General features: G+C 63.5%; 17 protein-coding genes and 1 tRNA gene. 10 read left to right on the forward strand and 8 right to left on the reverse strand.

What is annotated here, in order from left to right; all coding sequences use genetic code 11:
• Positions 1 to 7: 7 nt before the first annotated feature.
• Both LDB05_RS08835 and LDB05_RS23395 read right to left on the reverse strand, forming a co-directional pair.
• Positions 8 to 1,648 (reverse strand): ABC transporter substrate-binding protein, encoded by a 1,641-nt coding sequence (locus LDB05_RS08835; RefSeq protein ID WP_226007556.1) that lies wholly within the window; start codon positions 1,646 to 1,648, stop codon positions 8 to 10.
• Positions 1,649 to 1,885: 237 nt separating this feature from the next.
• Positions 1,886 to 4,612, reverse strand: coding sequence for an ABC transporter ATP-binding protein (locus LDB05_RS23395; protein WP_425498596.1), 2,727 nt, complete (start codon positions 4,610 to 4,612; stop codon positions 1,886 to 1,888).
• Positions 4,613 to 4,693: 81 nt separating this feature from the next.
• On the opposite strand from LDB05_RS23395, the gene LDB05_RS08855 reads away from it, so the two are divergent.
• On the forward strand, positions 4,694 to 5,188 hold the full coding sequence (locus LDB05_RS08855; RefSeq protein ID WP_226007557.1) for a DUF7529 family protein: 495 nt from the start codon (positions 4,694 to 4,696) through the stop codon (positions 5,186 to 5,188).
• A gap of 172 nt (positions 5,189 to 5,360) precedes the next feature.
• Here LDB05_RS08855 and LDB05_RS08860 read toward each other — a convergent pair whose 3' ends face one another.
• Positions 5,361 to 5,837: a universal stress protein gene (locus LDB05_RS08860; protein WP_226007890.1), complete on the reverse strand. Its 477-nt coding sequence runs from the start codon at positions 5,835 to 5,837 to the stop codon at positions 5,361 to 5,363.
• 188 nt (positions 5,838 to 6,025) lie between these two features.
• On the opposite strand from LDB05_RS08860, the gene LDB05_RS08865 reads away from it, so the two are divergent.
• Positions 6,026 to 6,487, forward strand: coding sequence for a DUF5799 family protein (locus tag LDB05_RS08865; RefSeq protein ID WP_226007558.1), 462 nt, complete (start codon positions 6,026 to 6,028; stop codon positions 6,485 to 6,487).
• A 6-nt stretch (positions 6,488 to 6,493) separates the two neighbouring features.
• On the opposite strand, the gene LDB05_RS08870 is transcribed toward LDB05_RS08865, so the two are convergent.
• Complete coding sequence (locus tag LDB05_RS08870) at positions 6,494 to 6,637, reverse strand: DUF7557 family protein (RefSeq protein WP_226007559.1); 144 nt, start codon at positions 6,635 to 6,637, stop codon at positions 6,494 to 6,496.
• 124 nt (positions 6,638 to 6,761) lie between these two features.
• Here LDB05_RS08870 and LDB05_RS08875 point away from each other — a divergent pair, with 124 nt between their 5' ends.
• A complete protein-coding gene (locus tag LDB05_RS08875) occupies positions 6,762 to 7,052 on the forward strand; it encodes a DUF7545 family protein (protein WP_226007560.1) in 291 nt (96 codons plus the stop codon).
• Positions 7,053 to 7,160: 108 nt separating this feature from the next.
• Here LDB05_RS08875 and LDB05_RS08880 read toward each other — a convergent pair whose 3' ends face one another.
• Positions 7,161 to 11,543 (reverse strand): DUF7282 domain-containing protein, encoded by a 4,383-nt coding sequence (locus tag LDB05_RS08880; RefSeq protein ID WP_226007561.1) that lies wholly within the window; start codon positions 11,541 to 11,543, stop codon positions 7,161 to 7,163.
• A gap of 494 nt (positions 11,544 to 12,037) precedes the next feature.
• Between LDB05_RS08880 and LDB05_RS08885 the strand changes: the two genes are divergently transcribed.
• The 3 genes from LDB05_RS08885 to LDB05_RS08895 are packed head-to-tail and all read left to right on the forward strand — an operon-like array spanning position 12,038 to position 14,097.
• Positions 12,038 to 12,625 carry a biotin transporter BioY gene (locus tag LDB05_RS08885; protein WP_226007562.1) on the forward strand — a complete coding sequence of 196 codons (588 nt, stop codon included), beginning with the start codon at positions 12,038 to 12,040 and terminating at the stop codon, positions 12,623 to 12,625.
• Positions 12,626 to 12,638: 13 nt separating this feature from the next.
• Positions 12,639 to 13,343 (forward strand): energy-coupling factor ABC transporter ATP-binding protein, encoded by a 705-nt coding sequence (locus LDB05_RS08890; protein ID WP_226007563.1) that lies wholly within the window; start codon positions 12,639 to 12,641, stop codon positions 13,341 to 13,343.
• A 49-nt stretch (positions 13,344 to 13,392) separates the two neighbouring features.
• Positions 13,393 to 14,097, forward strand: a complete 705-nt coding sequence (locus tag LDB05_RS08895; protein ID WP_226007564.1) for an energy-coupling factor transporter transmembrane component T family protein — start codon at positions 13,393 to 13,395, stop codon at positions 14,095 to 14,097.
• 22 nt (positions 14,098 to 14,119) lie between these two features.
• Here LDB05_RS08895 and LDB05_RS08900 read toward each other — a convergent pair whose 3' ends face one another.
• The 3 genes from LDB05_RS08900 to LDB05_RS08910 form a co-directional block, all read right to left on the reverse strand.
• Positions 14,120 to 14,506, reverse strand: a complete 387-nt coding sequence (locus LDB05_RS08900) for a hypothetical protein (protein WP_226007565.1) — start codon at positions 14,504 to 14,506, stop codon at positions 14,120 to 14,122.
• A 1,758-nt stretch (positions 14,507 to 16,264) separates the two neighbouring features.
• Positions 16,265 to 16,338: transfer RNA gene (locus tag LDB05_RS08905), tRNA-Thr, on the reverse strand.
• Positions 16,339 to 16,481: 143 nt separating this feature from the next.
• Entirely contained in the window at positions 16,482 to 17,525 is a 1,044-nt protein-coding gene (locus LDB05_RS08910) for a class I SAM-dependent methyltransferase (RefSeq protein ID WP_226007566.1), read from the reverse strand.
• 510 nt (positions 17,526 to 18,035) lie between these two features.
• On the opposite strand from LDB05_RS08910, the gene LDB05_RS08915 reads away from it, so the two are divergent.
• The 4 genes from LDB05_RS08915 (at position 18,036) to LDB05_RS08930 (ending at position 20,185) form a co-directional block, all read left to right on the forward strand.
• Positions 18,036 to 18,239 carry a heavy-metal-associated domain-containing protein gene (locus LDB05_RS08915; protein WP_226007567.1) on the forward strand — a complete coding sequence of 68 codons (204 nt, stop codon included), beginning with the start codon at positions 18,036 to 18,038 and terminating at the stop codon, positions 18,237 to 18,239.
• A 106-nt stretch (positions 18,240 to 18,345) separates the two neighbouring features.
• Positions 18,346 to 19,191, forward strand: coding sequence for a DUF2182 domain-containing protein (locus tag LDB05_RS08920; protein ID WP_226007568.1), 846 nt, complete (start codon positions 18,346 to 18,348; stop codon positions 19,189 to 19,191).
• Between the two features lie 98 nt (positions 19,192 to 19,289).
• Positions 19,290 to 19,715 (forward strand): Rieske (2Fe-2S) protein, encoded by a 426-nt coding sequence (locus tag LDB05_RS08925; protein WP_226007569.1) that lies wholly within the window; start codon positions 19,290 to 19,292, stop codon positions 19,713 to 19,715.
• Between the two features lie 80 nt (positions 19,716 to 19,795).
• Positions 19,796 to 20,185 (forward strand): RidA family protein, encoded by a 390-nt coding sequence (locus tag LDB05_RS08930; RefSeq protein WP_226007570.1) that lies wholly within the window; start codon positions 19,796 to 19,798, stop codon positions 20,183 to 20,185.
• Positions 20,186 to 20,248 lie beyond the last annotated feature (63 nt).

A 20,248-nucleotide genomic window follows, 5' to 3' on the forward strand; every position in this document is an offset into this window, starting at 1 on the left:
CGAGACGTTACTCGACGTCGACCAGGTGGAGGTGCGGGCCACCGATGGCGGAGACGGTGTAGTTGCTAACCCTGTTGTGGACGCCGCGGATCTCGTCGGCGTAGTCGATGTAGACCCACGGTGCCTCGTCGTGGGCGATCTGTGCCGCCTCGGCATAGATACTGGCACGTTCGTCCTCATCTGCCGTCCGCTGGGCCTCCTCAACGAGGTCCATGTACTCCTGGTTGGCCCACGCGCTTCGGTTGGACGTATTGAAGCCGTCCGTGCCCCAGTCGACCCAATCCTGTCCGTCGGGAGACTCCACCTGCGGGTGGAGGAGGACGTAGTAGAAGTTGTCCGGGTCGGCGTTGTCCGTGTACCAGCCGGCCAGGGACGCGTCGTGTTTCCCCTCGGAGGTGTAGGTGAGGTAGTCCGAGAACTGCCGCTCGTCGATGGTGACATCGATGCCGATCTCCTCGAGGTTCGTCCGGATGGTCTCCGCCGTCGGAAGCGGCGCTGGGTTGTAGCCACGGGCGTTCTGGAAGGTCGTCAGTTCGAACGAGAAGCCGTCACTGTATTCGGTTTCGTCCAGCAGAGACTGGGCCTCCTCCGGGTCGTAAGCGTACGGACTGAGATCGTCGTTGTGTCCGAAGAGAGCCGGCGGACACGGCTGGTCGGCCTGCTCCGCGATACCGGAGTAGACCTCGTTGACGATCGATTCGGTATCGATGGCGTGACTGATCGCTTGCCGGACCCGGGCGTCACGGAACGCCTCCACGCGGGACATGTTGAACGACATATACCCGATGTTGATACCCTGTCCGGATTCGATTGCGACGCCGTCTTCCTCCTCGACGGAATCGATATTGGTCGGTGCGAGGTTGTCGATGATTTCGAGTTCTCCTTCGACGAGGGCCTGCGTGCGCGTGGAGTTCTGTCCGCGCTCGATGAACAGGAGCTCGTCCACGTTCGGGCCGTCGCCCCAGTAGTTGTCGTTGGGAGTGAGCAGGATGCGGCCGTTCGAGTCGTCGAGTTCTTCGAGCTGGAACGGGCCAGTGCCGTTGGCATCCGAATTGAAGTCGAGATCGCCCTCGATGCCGTCCTGCGGAAGGACGACGGCGGCGAACATCGCGAGGTTGCGAAGGAACGGCGCGTACGGCTGCGTGAGCGTGACGTTCAGCGTGTAGTCGCCGTCGGCCGAGACGGAGTCGATCCAGTTACCGAGCGTGAACGGCCCGTACGCGGACGCGTCCTCGAAGTAGTACTCGTACTCCTCGTCGACGAACCGCCGGTAGGTCGCGACGAAGTCGTCCGCGGTGAAGTCGGTGCCGTCGTCGAACTGCGCGTCCTCGCGGAGCTCGAGCGTGACCTCTTCGCCGTCCATCGACCAGTCGGTCGCGAGGCTCTCGGTGATGGTCGCCTCGCCGGGCTGGAAGTCGATGAGGCCGTCGTAAATCTGGTTCGTGACCTTCGCGACTTCGCCGCTGGTCGTGTTCTGCGGGTCGAGCGTGTCCGAGTGCGAGCTGCGACCGTACCGGAGCGTGCTGCCGCCGCCACCGCTACCGCCGAGGCATCCGGAAACGGAACTGGCTGCCGTTGCGACGACGGTGGCACTGCCAGCGGATTTCAGGAAACTGCGCCTGGAAACCGCACTGTCATTATCGTTCATAGGACTATCGCTTTCGCCAACATAAATAATACTATCGGACGAGATATTGAGAAGGACGGCAGTTGACCGGGCAGTATGGTTCCGATCACATCGTCTCGGGGCGGAATGGTGCTGAAACCTTCGGAAACGCGACCGGAAACGGCGTCGATTCACACCGACGGCGGCCTGCGCTGATTTGCCGGCATTCCTGACTCACTGGCGTCCGGTCGATCGATGCGCCGTCGCGCGCTCGTCCGCCTACTCGGCGTTCGTGGTGATGTGGCAGGCGGACGGGTGATCGCCGTCACCGAGTGACGGGTCCGTTCGCTCGCAGACGCTCTCGAACGCGTCCGCGAGGACCTCCTCGGCGGCGTCCCAGTCGCCGTCCTCGAGGTGGCGGTAGGACTCATCGACGGCCTCGCGAGCGCGACCCGACAGCGGTCCGTCGAAGAACTGCGCGTCGAGCCCGGCGGCGAGGTCGCTGCCGCCGTCCGCGACCGCGCGAGCTTCCGTCGCGTCGCCGGTGGCCTCCTCTCTGACCGCCTCGAGATCGATGTCGCGGGATTCCACGCGCTGTCGGTAGAACATGACCTCGCGGTAGCGCTCCTGATCGATGTCCAGCTCTTCGGGCGGGATAATCGACGGGCACCGCGTCCGGAAGTGACAGCCCGAGGGCGGATCGATCGGGGATGGCACGTCACCCTTCAGGATGGTTCGGTCGGCGGTGTCCGCGAAGGGGTCCGGCTCGGGAATCGCCGACAGTAACGCGTTCGTATAGGGGTGTTTCGGATCCGCAAACAGTTCGTCGGTGTCCGCGACCTCGACGATTTCGCCGAGGTACATCACTGCGACGCGATCCGAGATATGGCGAACGACCGAGAGGTCGTGGGCGATGAACAGGTACGTCAGCCCGAACTCGTCTTGGAGGTCCTCCATGAGGTTGATGATTTGGGCCTGCACGGAGACGTCAAGGGCCGACACCGGCTCGTCCGCGACGATGAAGTCCGGGTCCACCGCGAGGGCGCGGGCGATGCCGACGCGCTGGCGCTGCCCGCCGGAGAGTTCGTGGGGGTAGCGGCCGTACTGGCTCTCGTCGAGGCCGACCTCCTCGAGGAGCTCGAGAACCCGCTGCCGGTGGTTCCCCTGCGCGAGGTCGTGAATCTTCAGCGGCTCCATGATGGTCTGCCCGACGGTCATCCGGGGATCGAGACTCGACATCGGGTCCTGAAACACCATCTGCATGTCCTTGCGCTTTTCTCGGAGTTCCGTCTTCGAGAGCTCCCCGAGGTCCTCACCGGCGAAGACCACCGTGCCGTCCGTCGGCGGGTTGAGATGGAGGATGGCGCGACCGGCAGTCGACTTGCCGCAGCCGGACTCGCCGACCAGCCCGAGCGTCTCGCCCTCGTGAACGTCGAAACTCACGCCGTCGACGGCCTTCACGCTCGGCTGCTCGCCGACGAATCGGTCGAGAATCCCGTCCTCCTGTTCGTAGTACTTCCGCATCCCGTCGATCTCGACGATCGGGTCGCCGACCTCGTGCTCCCGGTCGACCGCCACGCCCTCGCTGCCGTACTCCGCCTCGTCGAAGGACTCGAGGACGCATTTCGATCGGTGATTGACGTCCTCCGGCCCGTGCTGGCGGAACTGAATCTCGCCGTCGCGACACTCGGACCGGGCCCACGGACACCGGTCCGCGAAGTGGCACCCGTCCGGCATGTCGATGAGGTCGGGGACGTTGCCCTCGATGGGCGTCAGTCGGTCTTTCTCCTCCGTCGGAATGGACTCGAGGAGCGTGTACGTGTAGGGATGGCTCGGATTGTCGAAGATCTCCTCCACGGGACCCTCCTCGACGATTTCTCCGGCGTACATCACCGCGACCCGATCGCAGGTTTCCGCGACCACGCCGAGGTCGTGGGTGATCATCAGCACCGACATCCCGAACTCCTCCTGGAGGTCGTCGATGAGGTCGAGTATCTGGGCCTGAATAGTCACGTCGAGGGCGGTCGTCGGCTCGTCGGCGATGAGGAGGCTCGGCCGACAGGCGAGCGCGATGGCGATGAGCACGCGCTGGCGCATGCCGCCGGAGAACTCGTGGGGATACTCCTCGAGCCGCGTGGTCGCCTCCGGAATTCCGACCTCCGTGAGGATCTCGACGACGTCTTCCACGACTTCCTCGTCGTGCTCGCGGCCGCCGATTTTCGGGAGGATTTCCCGGACGGCGTTCAGCCACGTGTCCCGTTTCCGTTCGCCGTACCGGTGGAGTCGGAGGGATTCTGCGACCTGCTCGCCGACGGTCACGGCCGGGTTCAGGGACGTCATCGGATCCTGAAAGATCATCCCCATCTCGCTGCCGCGGACCTTCCGCATCGCTTCTTCCGGTGCGGCCGTCAGGTCCACGACGCCGTTTTCGATGGCGATCGATTCGACGTCCCACTCGCCCTCGAATCGCTCTCGCGCGGCCTCGTCGAGATAGACGAACCCGTCGTCGGCGTCTGCCAGTGCGTCCGCCAACGCGTCCGCGACCACGAGCGGGGTTACTCCGTCGTCGAGTCGGTCGGCCGCGTCCCGGAGCGCCGACTCGAGGGCTGCGGGATCGTCGTGATCGGCGAGGTCGGCGGCCATGCCCCGTAACTCGGTCGTGGCCGAGCCGACCCCGTCGCCAGCGCGGAGGTCCGCGGTGACCTCCTGAATTGCGTCCACGAGTTCGAATGGGTATGAAGCGACGGCACCGTCGAATTCGGCCGCGAGATCCGCGGCGAGCTCTGCGCTTCGTACGGACACGCGCCCGTCGACGATGTCGCCGGGGTCGTCCACGAGGTCCATTGCTGAGAGTGCGGTCACGCTCTTGCCGGACCCGGACTCGCCGACCAGACCGACGGTCTCGCCCTCCTCGATAGTGAGGTCGATACCGTCGACGGCTTTCACTGCACCGCGGGTCGTGTCGAACTGCGTGCGGAGCCCGGAGAGGGACAGGAAGTCGGTCACCGGCGACAGTTCTCGCCGCAGTCATAAAATACCTTACGTGACTTGAGAACATTTATCTCCGGCGGTGCACGGGGTGGTGACATGAGCGAGAATCCACCAGACGGCACATCGAGCGGTGATCCGGCGCAGTCTGGATGGCAGTCCGTCATCGACGACATGGCGGCGACTGCCGACGAGTACCGCGAGCGCGGCTGGACGGCTCTCGAACTCCACCCCGGAGACTCCGTACTCGTGGACTCCGAGACGCGCACGGGCCTCGACGTGGTCCTCCCAGGGCCCGAGTACGAGGACCTCGAATCGCTGACCGAAGACTGTGCATTCACGGACGTAGACGTGTTCCGCGCGGAGACGGCCAGCATGATCTACCTCCTTGTCGTCGAGACGGATCCGGACAGCGAGACGGCCGTCCTCGTTCCCGCCTACTACGACCCCGGATCCGGCCAGTCGAAAGTCGAGTCCATCCGGTCGGACGGTGACTTCCGATTGTTCTGCAGACGCCTCGACGACGATTACGTCGAGTTCGTCCACGACCACGTCGCCCCGTTCCTTCCCGAAGCGATGCAGGGCGACAGGTAGGTGTCAACGGCCGATCCGCCCACCGTGTCGCGACCGGTCGTCTCTCCGCCGAGTCGATCGGACCGATATCCCGCGATTGCATGTTCTCGGCACGTACTACCCGGGAACCCGACGCGTAGACTCCGGTAGCAACAGCTTCCTACCGCTTCTCTAACAGCCGAACTCGATTCCGTCACTCGGCCGCGAGCTGTCGTTCGTCGGACCGGTCGTCGACCTCGTCGGGATCGACTTGGACCGTCAGCACGGGCACCGAGGCCCGTCGAACGACTCGCTCCGTGACGCTGCCGAGCAACAGCCGATCGATCCCGCCGCGGCCGTGCGTTCCCATTACGATCAGATCGCACTCGGTCGGATCGGCCTCCTCGACGATGACCTGACTCGGCGACCCCTCGAGGACCTCCGTATCGACCGTCACATCGTCCGGTGCGAGCTCCTCGACCCGGGCGACCGCCGATCGACCCTCCTCGCGAAGCGCATCGCCGACGCCTTCCAGCGCGGCCTCCATCGGGAGCCCGCCGTAGCCGGCGGCGTTGACCACGTAGAGCGCACGGATCGTCGCGTTGTGCATGCGCGCAAGATCGAAGGCGTATTCGAGTGCGCGTTCGACTTCCCGCGAGCCGTCGGTCGGGACGAGGATGCAGTCGTACATTGCGATACGTGTTACCATACATCGAACAGCTATATGAGCGTTTTCCAGACGCGAGAGACCGTCAATCGGAATGACGGTTTCCCGGGGCGATCCACTGGCACCAGCCCGTCGAGACGGAGAGTCAGAGCTGCCGAGTTCCGGGACGGAGAGGGGAAACGCTGATACAGCCACCGGCCCAACCGGCGGCCATGAGCGACAACCCGTGGACGGACCGGATCGTCGGGGAGCGAATGACCGTCGATCAGGAGTTCGCGACGCGAATCGAGGGATCGGAATTTTCCAACCAGCAGTGGAGTCTGATCATGACCGCCACGGAGTTCGAGATCGAACATCCCGACGACCCCGACCGGGCGCGGATCGTCGCCAACACGGACAAGATCGACGGGATCATCCCCGAACTCGAGAACGTGGACGCCGGCATGGGAGCGATGGCCGGACAGGGAGGGGGCGGCGGCTCGAACTCCTCGGGCGGCGGGGTTTTCGACTCGATCATGGGGGCACTCGGCATGGGCGGAAGCAGCGGCCCCTCCGAGAAAGACCAGCGCGAGGCGGCCGAACGGCTCACGCAGGAGTACGCGGACGAACTCCAGTCTCACCTCGAGTCGAAGGGGAAGTGGGAGACGGTCCGGCGGACCGCTGGCGACGACTGAGAGGATTCAGTCGCCGGCGTGAAAGAGCGTGTACTCGCTCGTTTCGTAGATGTTGATGAGCTCGGTGACGAGCTCGTCGTAGGATTCGTCCTCGACGCGCAGTGCATCCAGCCGCTCGATCGTTGCTTCCTCGAGTTCGACGGATGGCATACTTGATAGTACGTCGCCGATCAGCAAAAGCACCACGGGGGGTTCGTCCCGACGTGATCCGGCGGCGAGCGCTCACCCGGTGCAAGCCACAGCATCTTTACGGACGGTTCCCGACCGTAGGAGTATGTCCGACGAAGTCCAGACGACGACGTTCTCGATCAGCTCCGAAGACGGCGCGACCGACGACATCACGATTCCCTCCGGCCTCGTCGACCTCGTCGCCGAGGGCGACCAGACCGACGCCGAAACGGTCGGCGACGTCATGCTGCTGTCCTTTGCCAGCCGCGCACACCACATCGTCCACCACGGCGAGGACGCCGACGAGGAACTCGAGGCTCAGGAAGAGCAAGTGATGGATCTCTTCGAGGAGCGCTTCGGCGTCACGTTCGGCGAAGCGACCGGCCACCAGCACTGACGACCGCGGCGCACCGATACGGCCAGAATTTTTCGTCGCCGATCCACCGAGCGAGAGCACGGAACGCGAACCGGCGAGCGACCGGCACCCTCAGTGCATCGGTACCGGTTATTCACCAGCGCCACCGGGCGTCTCAACTGGTGGCGATTCGCCGTTTTCGTCGGCCGCACCTGACTGATTAGGCTGTTCGGGCTGTTCGGGCTGTTCAGGCTGTTCGGTTCCCTCTGGTTGTTCAGGTTGTTCGGGCTGTTCGGGCTGTTCAGGTTCCTCAGGTTGTTCCGGCTGGTCTGGATCTTCGAGTGACGGTTCCGGACCGGCGTTGCCATCGCTCCCTGTCGCTTCCGCTGGTGTCGCCTCGACCGTCACCGTGGCCTGATCGTCGTCAGTCGCGACCGTATGCGTCGACGTGCCCTCCGGCAATGTCGACGAAAACGGGATCTCAGCCGATTGCCCGCCCGCGAGCGATACGGTGGACTGGGCGACGGCCTGCTCGTCGACGCTGTAGGTCACCGTCTGCGTTCCCTCGAGATCCCCCTGATTCTCGACGATCGCGGTCACCGGAACCTCCTCGCCGGCTACCCCGGATTCGGGAGCCGAGACATCAGTAACCGCGAACTCGGCGGGCTCCCCGCTTTCCTCGATCGTGACGGTCGTCTCGACCGTCTCGGTTTCGGTCGCCACCTCGAGCGGGTAGTCGCCGGGCTCGAGAGCGGCAGTTTCGAACGCGAACGAAACGGTCTGGGTCTCGCCGGCCTCGAGCGTGACCGATTCCGAGCCGACGGTTTCGTCGCCGATCGCGAGCGCGACGGTCTGGGTTCCCGCCTCGCCGCCGAGGTTCTGGACTTCCGTCGCGACCTCGAGCTGGTCTCCCCGTTCTACCGGACTGGTGACCTCGGTGATCGAAACGCCGAACGCAGCAGGCTCGGACGGCTCGATCTCGCCGGCCGGCGGCGTCGCCGCGGTCACCGGGTCATCGTAGCCGTAGTTCGCGAATTCGACCTGCCAGACCAGCCGTTCGGCGTCGCTTTCGGGCGTCCACTCGACGGTGAACGTGTTTTCGCCCGGCTCGAGTTCGTTCGGGGGCCCGTCCGTCGTCGTCCCGTCGACGAACTGACTGTTTCCGGCCATCGTCGCATTGTTCGGGTTCTCGTACCCGAACGTCACGTCGATGCCGTCCTCGGTTGGCGTCGTTTCCACGACCGAAAGCGACGGCAGGTCCGGTCGGGCCGCATCGTCGCACGCCTGCGCCGAGGGGTTGCCGTAGTCGATTCCAGCGAAGGGAATCGCTTCCGGCGAACTGATCCCGGAGATGTACGTGCCGAATGTGCCGTAGTCGGGCACCTCGACGAATACCTCGTCATCCTCGGTCGTCACGTTCCGCTCGTCGCCGATTTCGAAGACGATCGTACCGGTAAACGGTGCCTCAACGTCGTCGCCAGCGGTGACGAAATCTTCGATGATGGTGTTCCCGAACCCGGCCTGATCGTAGAACCCGGTGCTCGCCGCGACCTGGTCCCCTTCCTCGAGCGACGCGGTGACGACCGCGCGCGAGCAGCTCGTGAATTCGACGTCGAAGTCCTCGACGTCGCCGTCGACCGCGTACGCGACGCTATCCGTTTCGAGGGACGTCCCGTCTTCGGCCGCGACGACCGCGACCTCGAGCGTCGCGTTCTCCGCGAGCGGCGGCTCGAGGTCGAACTCCGTCGGCCCGATCGTTTCGTTGGCCGCGAACGTCTCGCTGACCGCGAGCTGGGTGCCGTTTTCGTCGGTGACGGTGATCGCGTACTCCACCGACGCGTTGGCCGACGTGACGGTGATCGTCTCGCCATCACCCGTCTGATCGGCCACCGTGAGGTTCGCCGTCGGTTCTTCCGGATCGGGTTCCACGACCGCGTACTCGATCGAGTCGTTCGCGAGTACCGCGTCGTCCGCCGCGGCGCGAACGGACACGTCGACGGTCGCGTTGTCTTCGAGTGGCGGCTCGAGGTCGAGGGTCTGCTCTGCGACCGTCTCGTTGGCCTCGAACGGATCACTGTCGACGCGCTCGCCGTCGTATTCGGCCGTAATGACGTACGGCACGGTGGCGCTCGCCGCTTCGATCTCGAGGGTCTCGCCCTCGCTCTCCTGATCGTCGAGCGAGAGGGTCGCCTCGGGCTCGACGGGTTCATCCGCGATGGTGTACTCGATCGTTTCGCTCGCGAGGGCAGTACCGTCTTCACCGACGACCGAAACATTGACCGAGGCGTTCTCTTCAAGCGGCGGCTCGAGGTCGAGCGAGAGGTTCGTCACCGCTTCGTCGGCCGCGAACGCGTCGCTCTCGACGGTTTCGTTGTCGTACTCGGCGGTCACGGTGTAGGGGACGGACGCGTTCGCCTCGTCGACGATCAGCGTCTCGCCGTCACCCTCCTGATCGTCGACGGACAGCGTTCCGGTCGGCTCCGCCGGTTCGTCCGTGACCGTCACGAACGCGCCGTCGAGAACCGGTGCGCCGCTCTGACTGGCGTACGGCACGTCCTGATCCCCGTCAGACTCGGCGTACTGGAACGTCTCGTCGTCGTTCGTGTCGTGGTGGACGACCGCCACGAGTACGCCGCTCTCGTTCAGCGGCTCGTCGAGTTCGATCGTGACGTTCTCGTGCTCGCCGGCCTCGAGATAGCTCGAGACGCCTCGGACGTCGTCGGGATCGGCGTCGACGGCGACCCCCTCGTAGACGGCCACGAAACCGCCTTCGGAGAGCGAAACCTCGTCGATCGTGACCTCCTCGCCGTTCCCCTCCTGTTCTCGGAAGTCGATCGAGGCTGTCCCCTCGACCCGATCGATCGTCTCGATCCGCTGGACGACTTCCACCTCGACGTGTTGGGTGATCACCGTCACGTCGTCGGTATCGGCTTCGATCGCGAACGCGGTCGCATCGGCCGCAGTCTCTTGGGTCAGCGTCTGAAGTTGGATGATACCGATCCGCTGGGTCTGGACTACCTGAGCGGTCTCCGTCGCGGCAGTACGTGCCGCGATCTGGACCTGCGTCACCGTCGCTTCCTGAGACTGGACGAGCGCGCCACTCGCAGCCCCGGACGCGAGGCGCTGGACCTGCGTTACGTCGACGATCTGCATCTGGGTCACCGCGCCGTCACCGGCACCGAACGCGGCCGCCTGAACCTGTTCGACGGTGACCTCCTGTCGCTGGAGCGCACTGGTAACCGCGCCCTCCGCGGCACCGGTCGCTGCGGACTGAATCTGCGTGACCGACACCGTCTGTCGCTGGACGAGCGCACCGCCCGCGGCCCCGTCAGCGGCGGCCTGAATTTGCTCGACGGTCGCCGCTTGACTCTGCGAAATAGCACCTTTCGCCGCACCGAAGGAGGCTTCCTGTACCTGCGTGATCGAGATTCGCTGGATCTGCACGATGGTGACGGATTGCACCTGCTTCACCGATCCCCGACTCGCACCGCGAGCCGCGGCCTGCGTCTGCTCGACCGAGACCTCCTGTTCCTGCACGAGCGCACCCTTCGCCGCCCCGGCCGCGGCTTTCTGAATCTGTTTGATCGTGGCTCGCTGGCGCTGCTCGGTTTCGACGCGCTGTTCCTGTCGGACGTCCACCCGTTGCTCCTGTTCGAGCGCAGCCCGCGTGCTCCCCTCGAGCGAGCCGGCGGCCGCACCGATCGCCGCGTGCTGTACGTGTTCGAGAGTTACCTGCTGCCGCTGTTCGATCGATATCGACTGATATTGCGTCAGGGCTCCGTAGGCCGACCCCTGCGCGGCTTCCTGGATCTTCGAGACTTTGCCGACGTCTTTCGCGCCCGCCTCGCTCGCGGCACCCGCGGCCGCACCCGCACTCGCGACCTGTATCTGTTCGGCACTCACGCGCTGACTCTGGGCGACCGCACCGTGTGCCCCTCCCCAGGTCGCGCTCTGTAACTGGGTGGCGTTTACCGACTGGGACTGCGAGAGTCCGCCGGCCGTCGCGCCGCCGACTGCGGCCTGGAGCTGCGTCACGTTCACTGACTGTTCCTGAATCAGCGTCCCGTGGACGGCACCCTTCGTCGCCGCTTGGACCTGCTCGGCCTCGACGGTCTGGGACTGCGACACCGACTCTCGAGCGCCCTCGAGCGCCGCCGTCCGCTGTTCCTGAGTCACCTCGATACCCTGGGATTGAACGAGCGCGATTCCCTGGTCGACGCCCGTCTCGACGGCCTCCGTCTGCTCCTGGCTGACCGTCGTTTGCGTGGTAGTACCGACGTCCGCTGCGGGCGGCCCCACCTCCACCGGGTCGAATTGCGAGGCAGCCGTCGGTTCCGTGTCCACCTGAGAATCGTCTCCCTGGAGTGTGGCCGCTCCCCCGCCACCGAGTTGCGATTCGATTGACGCGTCGACATCTCCGTTATCGGGTTCTGTGACCGTCTCGGGATTGCTGCCGAGTACCGGTAGCGCGACGATACTTCCGACCATCGCGGCCGCGACCAGCACGACGATCGTAGTACGACTCGGTCTCATCGGACGATGCCTCCCGCCTCTGTACCCGTCGAATCCGTCGCTCCGGTTGCCATACCAGACCGTTTCCGAACACTTCGTCCGTCACGCACCCACTCTCCGGATACCCACCGCCGGTCTCCTCCCCGGAGCCCTGATTTCGCCTCGTTGTACCTCGAACTGCCACCCTTCACACTACGGAATCGCATTTTCCCACACGGGGCGGAATCGGTCTATAAGATCGCCGGTCGTTTCAGTTACCGATCCGAGACAATACGTCCTTACTCCGCCCGTTCGACGAGGTGCAACCGTAGACGACCTGAAGAAGCCCCGAAAGTACGATTACCAACAATCAGACCGGTGTCGAGACTGTCCTCGACGCTGGAAGGAATCACACTGTTTCGTCCCGAACTCGAGAGTGTCGACGCGAGCGATCCCACTTCGGAAAACATGTCAATAGCAGTGATGTATATCTCGGAAACCGAAGTCTTCATTCCGGTTTACGAACGACAGGGTCTATGGCAACAGAGCAAAATTCCGTCGATCCCGTCGACGATACCGTCGTTCGGCAGTTCGCTCGAGCCGCACTGCTCGCGGCACTGATCGGCGCGACGGCAGCGGTGTCGATTCCCATACCGTTTTCGCCGGCACCGATCACGTTACAGGTACTGTTCATCTTCCTCGCCGGACTCGTCCTCGGCCCGGTCTGGGGGTTCGTTTCGCTCGTGCTCTACCTCGCCGCGGGGGCCGTCGGCGTCCCGGTGTTCGCCGGCTTGAGGGGAGGTTTCGGGGTTCTCCTCGGGAATTCGGGCGGCTATCTCTGGTCGTATCCGATCGCCGCGGCCCTGATCGGCTTCATCGTCCACCGCGGCACGGAACTCCGGGATCTCACTGCGGTTTGGCTCCCGGTCATCGTCGGTGCACTCATCGCAGGGACGATCGTCATCTACGGCATGGGGACGGCGTACATGGCCTGGCTGCTCGAGCTGGGTGCCTGGGAAGCCCTCAACCTCGGTGCGTTCCCGTTCATTCCCGGGGAGATTCTCAAGATGCTCGCCGCAATCGTCATCGTCAGATCCAGCGGACTCACCCCGGTTCGATCCTAACGCCACCGAGACGATGATCGAGTTCCAGTCGGTCTCCCACGCCTTCGACGACGTCGCCGTCCTCGAGGACGTTTCGCTATCACTCGAGGACGGCGAGTTCGTCCTGCTCGCGGGGGCCAACGGTAGCGGGAAGACGACGCTGTTGCGCCACTGCAACGGGCTGTTGACCCCCGATTCCGGCGACGTGCTCGTCGACGGCACACTCGTCGCGGACGACCTGATCGCCGCCCGCTCGAGCGTCGGGATGGTGTTCCAGCACCCGCGCGACCAGTTCGTCGCCGCAACTGTCGGTGCGGACGTCGCCTTCGGTCCCGAAAACCTCGGGCTGGCGCGCGAGGAGATCGAGCGCCGCGTCGACGCGGCGCTCGAGGCGGTGAACATGGCCGGTCGGGAGGACGACCGAATCGACACCCTCTCGGGGGGCGAGCAGTCCCGCGTAGCGATCGCGGGCGCGCTCGCGATGGAACCCACGCATCTCGTCCTCGACGAACCCTTCACCGGGCTCGACGAACCCGCGCGCCGCTCGGTCCTCGAGCGACTCGAGTCCCTCTCGGCCGACGGAACCGGGATCCTCCTCGCGACCCACGACCTACGTGACGTAACCGATCTCGCAGATCGCGTGATCGCCATGCGAGACGGGCGCGTCACCGTCGACGGACCGCCTGAGCACGCATTGATCGAACTCGACGGGCTCGAGATCCGCGTTCCGGAGCCGTGATCTGGATGGTTTCGCGACTACCGCTACTAGGGCACGTGGGAGGGAAAGAGTGCTGACGTTCGAGCCCGACGAGACGCTCGCACACCGACTCGACCCCCGGAGCAAGCTGGCGGTCCAGATCGGGTTCGCCGCGACCGCCCTCGCACACCCGACGCCGCGAGCGCTGATCGTTCTCTCCGTCCTGACGGGACTCCTGCTGGCGGCAGCGAGCGTGTCGCTCCGTCGCACGCTCGTCGCCTACCGCTTCGCGCTGGTCATCCTCGTTCTCGCACCGATACTGTCGGGTCTCACCCTCGGCCCGCCCTGGTTCGATCGACCGGCCGCCGTCACGTCGGGGCTGGCGAGCTACCGCGTCCTGCTCATCCTGCTCGTCAGCGCGGCCTACGTCAGATCGACCCCGGTGCGTGCGTCTCGAGCGGCGATCCAGCGGACGATTCCCGGAAAACCGGGACAGATACTCGGCACGGGTATCGCGCTCGTCTTTCGATTCCTTCCCGTGCTGCAGAGCGATCTCCGGACGATCCGCGAGGCGATGGCCGCCCGTCTGGGGACCGAACGCAGCGCGATCGATCGCGCCAGCACGATCGGAACGCTCGGCATGACGCGCGCGTTCGACCGCGCCGATCGGCTCTCGCTCGCACTCCAGGCGCGGTGCTTCGCGTGGAATCCCACGCTTCCACCGCTTCGGTTCTCTCGTATGGATTACCCCGCGCTCGTCCTCGCCATCGGACTAGCGCTCTCCGCCTTCTACTAGCCGCCAACCGCGTTCGAGCGCCTTACTCGGTTTCGAACTCGACCGTCTCGATCTCCCCGATACGTTCTTCGACCGACGTCGCGACTGACTCGACGCGCTCGACGTCCCCGATCTCCCCGACGATCTCGACTGCGGCCGGAATCGCCCGGAAATCCGTCATGCGTGCCCCGTCGAACTCCGCGTGTGACCGATCGTGACTGCGGCTCTCCATCCGCTCGAGCCGGGCGACGCCGTCCCCGTCGACGTCGAACCGGAACCACGGCGCACCGTAGGTGACCTGTTTCTTCCCGACGCTGGTCTCGTGCGTCGTCTCGTAGGAGAGTCGAAGCTCGACGGCCTCGAGTCGTCCAGCGTGGTCGTACGACGCCGACACGTCCTCGACGGTTACCACCAGCTCCCTGTCCGTCATGGCAGTCGGATACGTCCGACGGGTCAAAACAGTTGGCATCCCTAGAATTACCCGCGTAGAACTGCGTCGAAACCGTCTTGAGAAACGAGGTCCGTCCGAGCACCTGTCATACTGCAGGTCCGCTCCGAGGGATATCCGTGGGTCCACACCCCCTCCAGAGAAGAACCTGTCAGGTGTCGCTCGGCAGGCTGCGATCTACGAGCCGTTCGTTCCCGGGATCACTCACTCCCGTCCGATCCGAAATAGGCGCTTTCGGCTGCTCGAGAGAGTCAGGTCCGGATCGACTCGAGCGGTAAGTCGCCCAATTCTATATCGCGGTTATTGATTTATTAGATGGGTTTGGGACACGCGGAGTGAAGGCGGATCGGACTCGAGCGGTTCGTGGGTGTACTGAAGCAGGGTCAGCTGTCGGAACCTCGGCGTGGCGATTACGAACCGGTAGAAAACGGTATCACGGGCGAAGTATCGGCTACCCAACGTCCCATCGCGGATCGAAGACGAGTGCTGATTCCTGCCACGAGTACAGTCGTGGGTTTCTGATGGTGACAGACCAGCGCTCGTCACAGATTGGCATCCCACGGTGTCCCCGGTCGGATGTCCGGGATTCAAGCCGAACCAGCGGCCCCCGACTCGGACCGCGGCTTTGGAGAGTTGCCCGAGACTCGGTATCTCACGTTACGGACAGATATCACGCACGCTTACGAAATGCATCCACGGCTGAAGCTGTGGGCTTTCTCCCTGCGATCTCTGTAAAACAATATGATTCGAACCATCGCCGTAGCAATCCCCTCGCTCGGTACGTCCCAGGGGAAGTTGCCACCCGATGAGTGGCCGTCGAACCGGGGGGTCGAGGCGGTAATCAGCCGATCCTCGCCTCCGGTTCGTTCCCGAACAATCCCCCGACCCGACATTCTACTTGCCAGTACAGAGATGGTGAAGCGGAATTCGACTCTCACTATTTCTTGACGAATTCACCATCTCAGAGAGCATCGGTGATTGCGGTTTTGATGCTTCATCCACAGGGCCATGAGACGGAGACATCCCTTCCGCGAAATGGATATCGTGTTCGGAGTCAATTTATTGGCAATTTTTCAAGGGGGAAGAGGCGAGGTCGATTCTATGAGGACGCTCGACCGGTTTCACCCTCCAGTACTATAGTCTGAGGTAAAGAATTTTATCTCATTCAATAGGACCACATTCGTCCGAGTTCCGATAATCGCAGTACAGCGGCACGTGTCCCTCATAATTTCTGTACTCAAACTATACAATAATATCCAATATAGTAAGCATTCTAATATGAATTTCACGAACCCGTATTCTATAATTAGGACGTCGACCCCGCCTCTGAGTGGATTGTATATACGATTAACAAATTCACCCCTGTGTTTCTGTCCAACACTGGGCCATCCCGTCGTTACTGATCCCACTGTTCTTTCACTACATAGCCGTTCACCGAAGGGAAGTCTTCAGTCGCAGTTGGCTTCGCTCGTGACGAAACCGCAGAAGAGACAGTGAAAGGATTTGAATCACGGTCGCAGCGAAGCAGCTTCCCAATCCAAATACGCCAGTCGCTCGTTCACACCTCACGTCCGTTCACCGAAGCGGTAAGCCGCTTCGAGCCGTTGCTCACTCCGTTCGTGACGACGGCACAGAAAGAGCCGGTGGAGGGATTTGAACCACGGTCGCAGCAAAGCTGCTCCCTGATTCAAATCCTCTCCGGCTTGCTTCGCTCCTCACGTGATGTTCGTCGCAAAAGCAAGCCGGTGGAGGGATTTGAACCCTCGACCTAATCCTTACGAAGGATTCGCTCTGCCAGTCTGAGCTACACCGGCACGCTCGTTTCACTCGCGTCCCGTGCATCGACGACGTCCGTCGTCTCAACACCGGCGCGCGCATTCATTCCTAGGGCCGATATCGTCCATAAGGGTTGCGAATCGATCCGGTCGTGTGAAGACGTTGCGCGACGACCGCGCAATTACCTCTCGAGTCGCACGTCCAGACAGACGTTCAGCTCGTGGGGCGCGTACGAGCGGACCGTGTGCCGGGTGTTCACCGTGACGTCGTACTCGGACTCCGCGACCGCCCGGATTGCCCGTTCACCAGGGCCGAAGGGGTCGTCTTCGTGCTGAATATCGTAGTAGTGGAGGGTGCAGTCGTCGCCGGCCAGGGTGACGGCCGACTCGAGGAACTCGTCGGCGCTGTGGGGGAGGTTCATCACGATCCGGTCGGCCCAGTCCTCGTAGTCGATCGCGACGTCGCGGACGTCGTCGTTGATCGCGGTTACCCGGTCTTCGACCCCGTTTCGGCGCGCGTTCTCGCGGAGATACTCGATCGCGTCGGGATTGATGTCCACCCCGACACACTCCGCACCGCGTTTCGCAAAGGGAATCACGAAGGGTCCGACGCCGGCGAACATGTCGAAGGCGTGCTCGCCACCGGCTCTCGGGCCCTGCCCGTTCGCCGTTTCCGAGGCGCACTGCGCCTCGCTTCCGACCTGTTGGGCCACCCGATGGCGCTCGGTCGCGAGCCGCGGCGAGAAGTAGACTTCCGCGAGGTCCAGCAGGAACTCGCAACCGTACTCGCGGTGGACGACCTCCGTGTCCTCTCCCGCGAGCAGCTCCCAGTCGCGGACTCGCGTCTCACCTTTGACCTTCGAGGCCTTGTTCAGCACCGTCTCCACGGGAAGATCCGACTCGAGAATCGCATCCGTGATCGCTCGCGCGCGCTCGGGGTCGTCCTCGTCGATGAGGGCGGCCTTGCCGAGCCGCTCGTACGTGGGGTCGAACGCGAGCAGATCTGCGGGCATCGTCTGTCTTTCGCGTTCGGGAACCGTTCGAGAGACGATGTCGACGTTGCCATCGAAGGCCTCACGGGCGGCCTCGGGAGCGGTGACTGGGATGTAGAGCCAGTTGTCCTCGACGGAAATCTCGTACCCGTCGTCGATCAGATCCGCGTCGGCGAGCGTGGAACGCGTCGCTTCGCCCTGTTCCGGCGCGACGCGGACGCACGGCACTTCCATATCCGAACTGGCCGGCGAATCGCCGTAACGCTGACGTTTCGTCGATCGTGTTCGTGGCCGATTCCAGTTATAAACTAATTAGTGCTATACCAAATGCGCCGTTCCGAACACGACTGATCGAAGATCGAGTGGAGTCTCCGTGGAACGGGTCCGCCAATTCGAACGACCGACAGCAAAGAGTGCCGTCGTCGTGATGCGAATGGGGCACCACCAAGTCAGGATCGATTTCTGCACCCCAGGGCACGGCTGCCGAGTACTTCGAGGCGGTGGTTCCACTGTCAGTCGTCGCTCTGGTTGGCCAGTTCGCCACACCGACGGCCCCGGTTATTCGCCACGCGAGAGGGAGGGAGAGTCGCTTCCTCCCCATTACGGGCCGACACGAGCGGCAGTACTCGAAGGGGCCCCCTCGAGCGAGAGTCGATCCCCGGTATAGTCTTCCGTACTACGTACTACAGAAAATATCAGAATTTCATCAATTTATCCCCCTTCGACGCGTTGATCGAATGCAGAATGGACGAATATACGCTCGAGGTTCCAGATATGACGTGTGAGGGGTGTGAAATAGTTATTTCCGGTGCAGTGACTGTTATTCCCGGCGTCGGCACGGTCGACGCCGATTCGTCGACCGGTCGCGTGACGATTCACGGAGATCCGTCGGCGAAACGTCGAGTGCGAGCCGCTATCGAGAAGGCCGGGTACGACGTCCGCGACTAATGAGGGTCGACTCCGACTCGGCTATCCGTCGAGAGACATCACCGAACCGACCGAACACTCGACCGCTGTCGGTACTCCGTCGCGCTCTCGAGCGAGTGAGCATCGAATGAGTACTTCGCTCAGGTCAGCGATCGAACGAACCGCTGCTCTCGCTCCGAATACCGTCGATCGAACGACTGCGGTCGTCACAGCGATGCTCGGGCTCGACGCAATCTGGTGGCTGGTACTGTACGACGGGTCCGTCCCGATGCCCGGAATGCAGTGGCTGCTGATGGACGCTGCCATCCCGATGGCAGTACCCGGGGCGATGGAACGAGCCACGTTCCACGTCGGAACGCTCGAGGCGATCGTCGGTTACACCGTCATGTGGGGCGTGATGATGTGGGCGATGATGCAACCGGCGATGACTCGGTTCACCCGGGAGTACGCCACGGCCTATCGGGGATCGGCCGTCGGTGCGGCACGGGCGCTGGCATCGTTCCTCGTCGGGTACTACGCCGTCTGGATGGCCTCGGCCTGTATCCCGCTCCTGTACGAAGCGGTTCTCCCGGGCGGTATCTACGGTGTGACCCGTGAATACACCAATCTCGTCATCGGTGGAGCCCTCGTTCTCACCGGGCTCTACCAGCTTTCGGGGTTCAAACGGTCGCTCTTGCGGACGTGTTGTGCTACGGTCCCGCCGCATCTGGACGGGGTTCTTCGCGGAGTAAGGGAAGGACTGTATCACGGGGTCCGCTGTGTCCTGACCTCTTTCGGGATCTTCTTCCTGGTGATGATCTTCGTCGGCGAGATGAACCTCGTCTGGATGGTCGCACTGACAGGCGTCGTTACGATAGAACGCCTGCCGCCCTGGGGCGAGGAACTCGCCGTTGGGACGGGTCTCGTCTCGCTCGTTTCCGGTCTGCTAGTGCTGGTGGTCCAGCCGACTCTCCCGCTCGCGTTCACCATCTAAGAGATCGCCGCATCCGCGGCCACCGTGAGCTGCGAGAACCGTCGAGGAGCGTCGCCGTCGGGACCATTTTTAATCCGACGCCCGTACCGCCCGTCGAGATGAGTACGCGAACCCGTCTCACAACCGTCGAAACGGTTCACGAAGATCGGTCGTGGCTGTTCACGATTCGAGATGAGTACGGCGAACCCGACGAGGTAGTTCTCGTTCCCTGTGAGGATAGCGTCGAAGCGTGGATCAATCGCTGTACCCACGAGGCGCAGCGGTTCGATACGGGACGCGGGGTCGCGATGCGGGACGACCAGCTCATCTGCCCGAAACACGGATCGATGTTCGACGCCTGCTCGGGCTACTGTGACAACGGCGAGGCAGCCGATACGACGCTGCCGTCCGTCGAGATCAGCGTCGAGGACGGCGTCGTCTACCTGACCGACGACGACGCGACTTTCGCCCACGCGGGCGGGATCGACGACGGGAACGATGAGGACGACGACGGTCCCTCGTCGACGTCGCATATCGGCTTCTGATCGGGCCCGCTCTCGACCGAGGACGACTGCAGCCACGGTGTCTGACGAGGTATTTTTACGGTTCACTTCGGGATCACCACATGGACAGACAGACCGTCTCGAGCGGGACCGAGTGGGAACCGAACGTCGGCTACTCCCGCGCTATCCGCGCTGGCTCGCAGGTACACGTCTCGGGAACGACGGCGACCGACGAGGACGGGTCTGTCGTCGCGCCCGGAGATCCGTACGCACAGGCCGTTCGAGCGCTCGAGATAATCGAGGACGCGCTCGAGGAGGCGGGAGCGACGCTCGCTGACGTCGTCCGAACGCGTATCTACGTAACCGACATCGAGGACTGGGAAGCGGTCGGGGAGGCCCACGGCGAGTTCTTCGCGGACGTTCGCCCGGCGTGTAGCATGGTCGAGGTACAGCGGTTGATCGATCCCGAGCACCTGGTCGAGGTCGAGGCGGTCGCAATCGTCGACGACTAGCAAACGGGTCCGAACGCCGGGGGCGTGAATCGTCTCGAAAGGGTATTCCGAGTGCTGGCAGTA

Source organism: Natrinema salinisoli (assembly GCF_020405205.1).
Lineage (GTDB): Archaea > Halobacteriota > Halobacteria > Halobacteriales > Natrialbaceae > Natrinema > Natrinema salinisoli.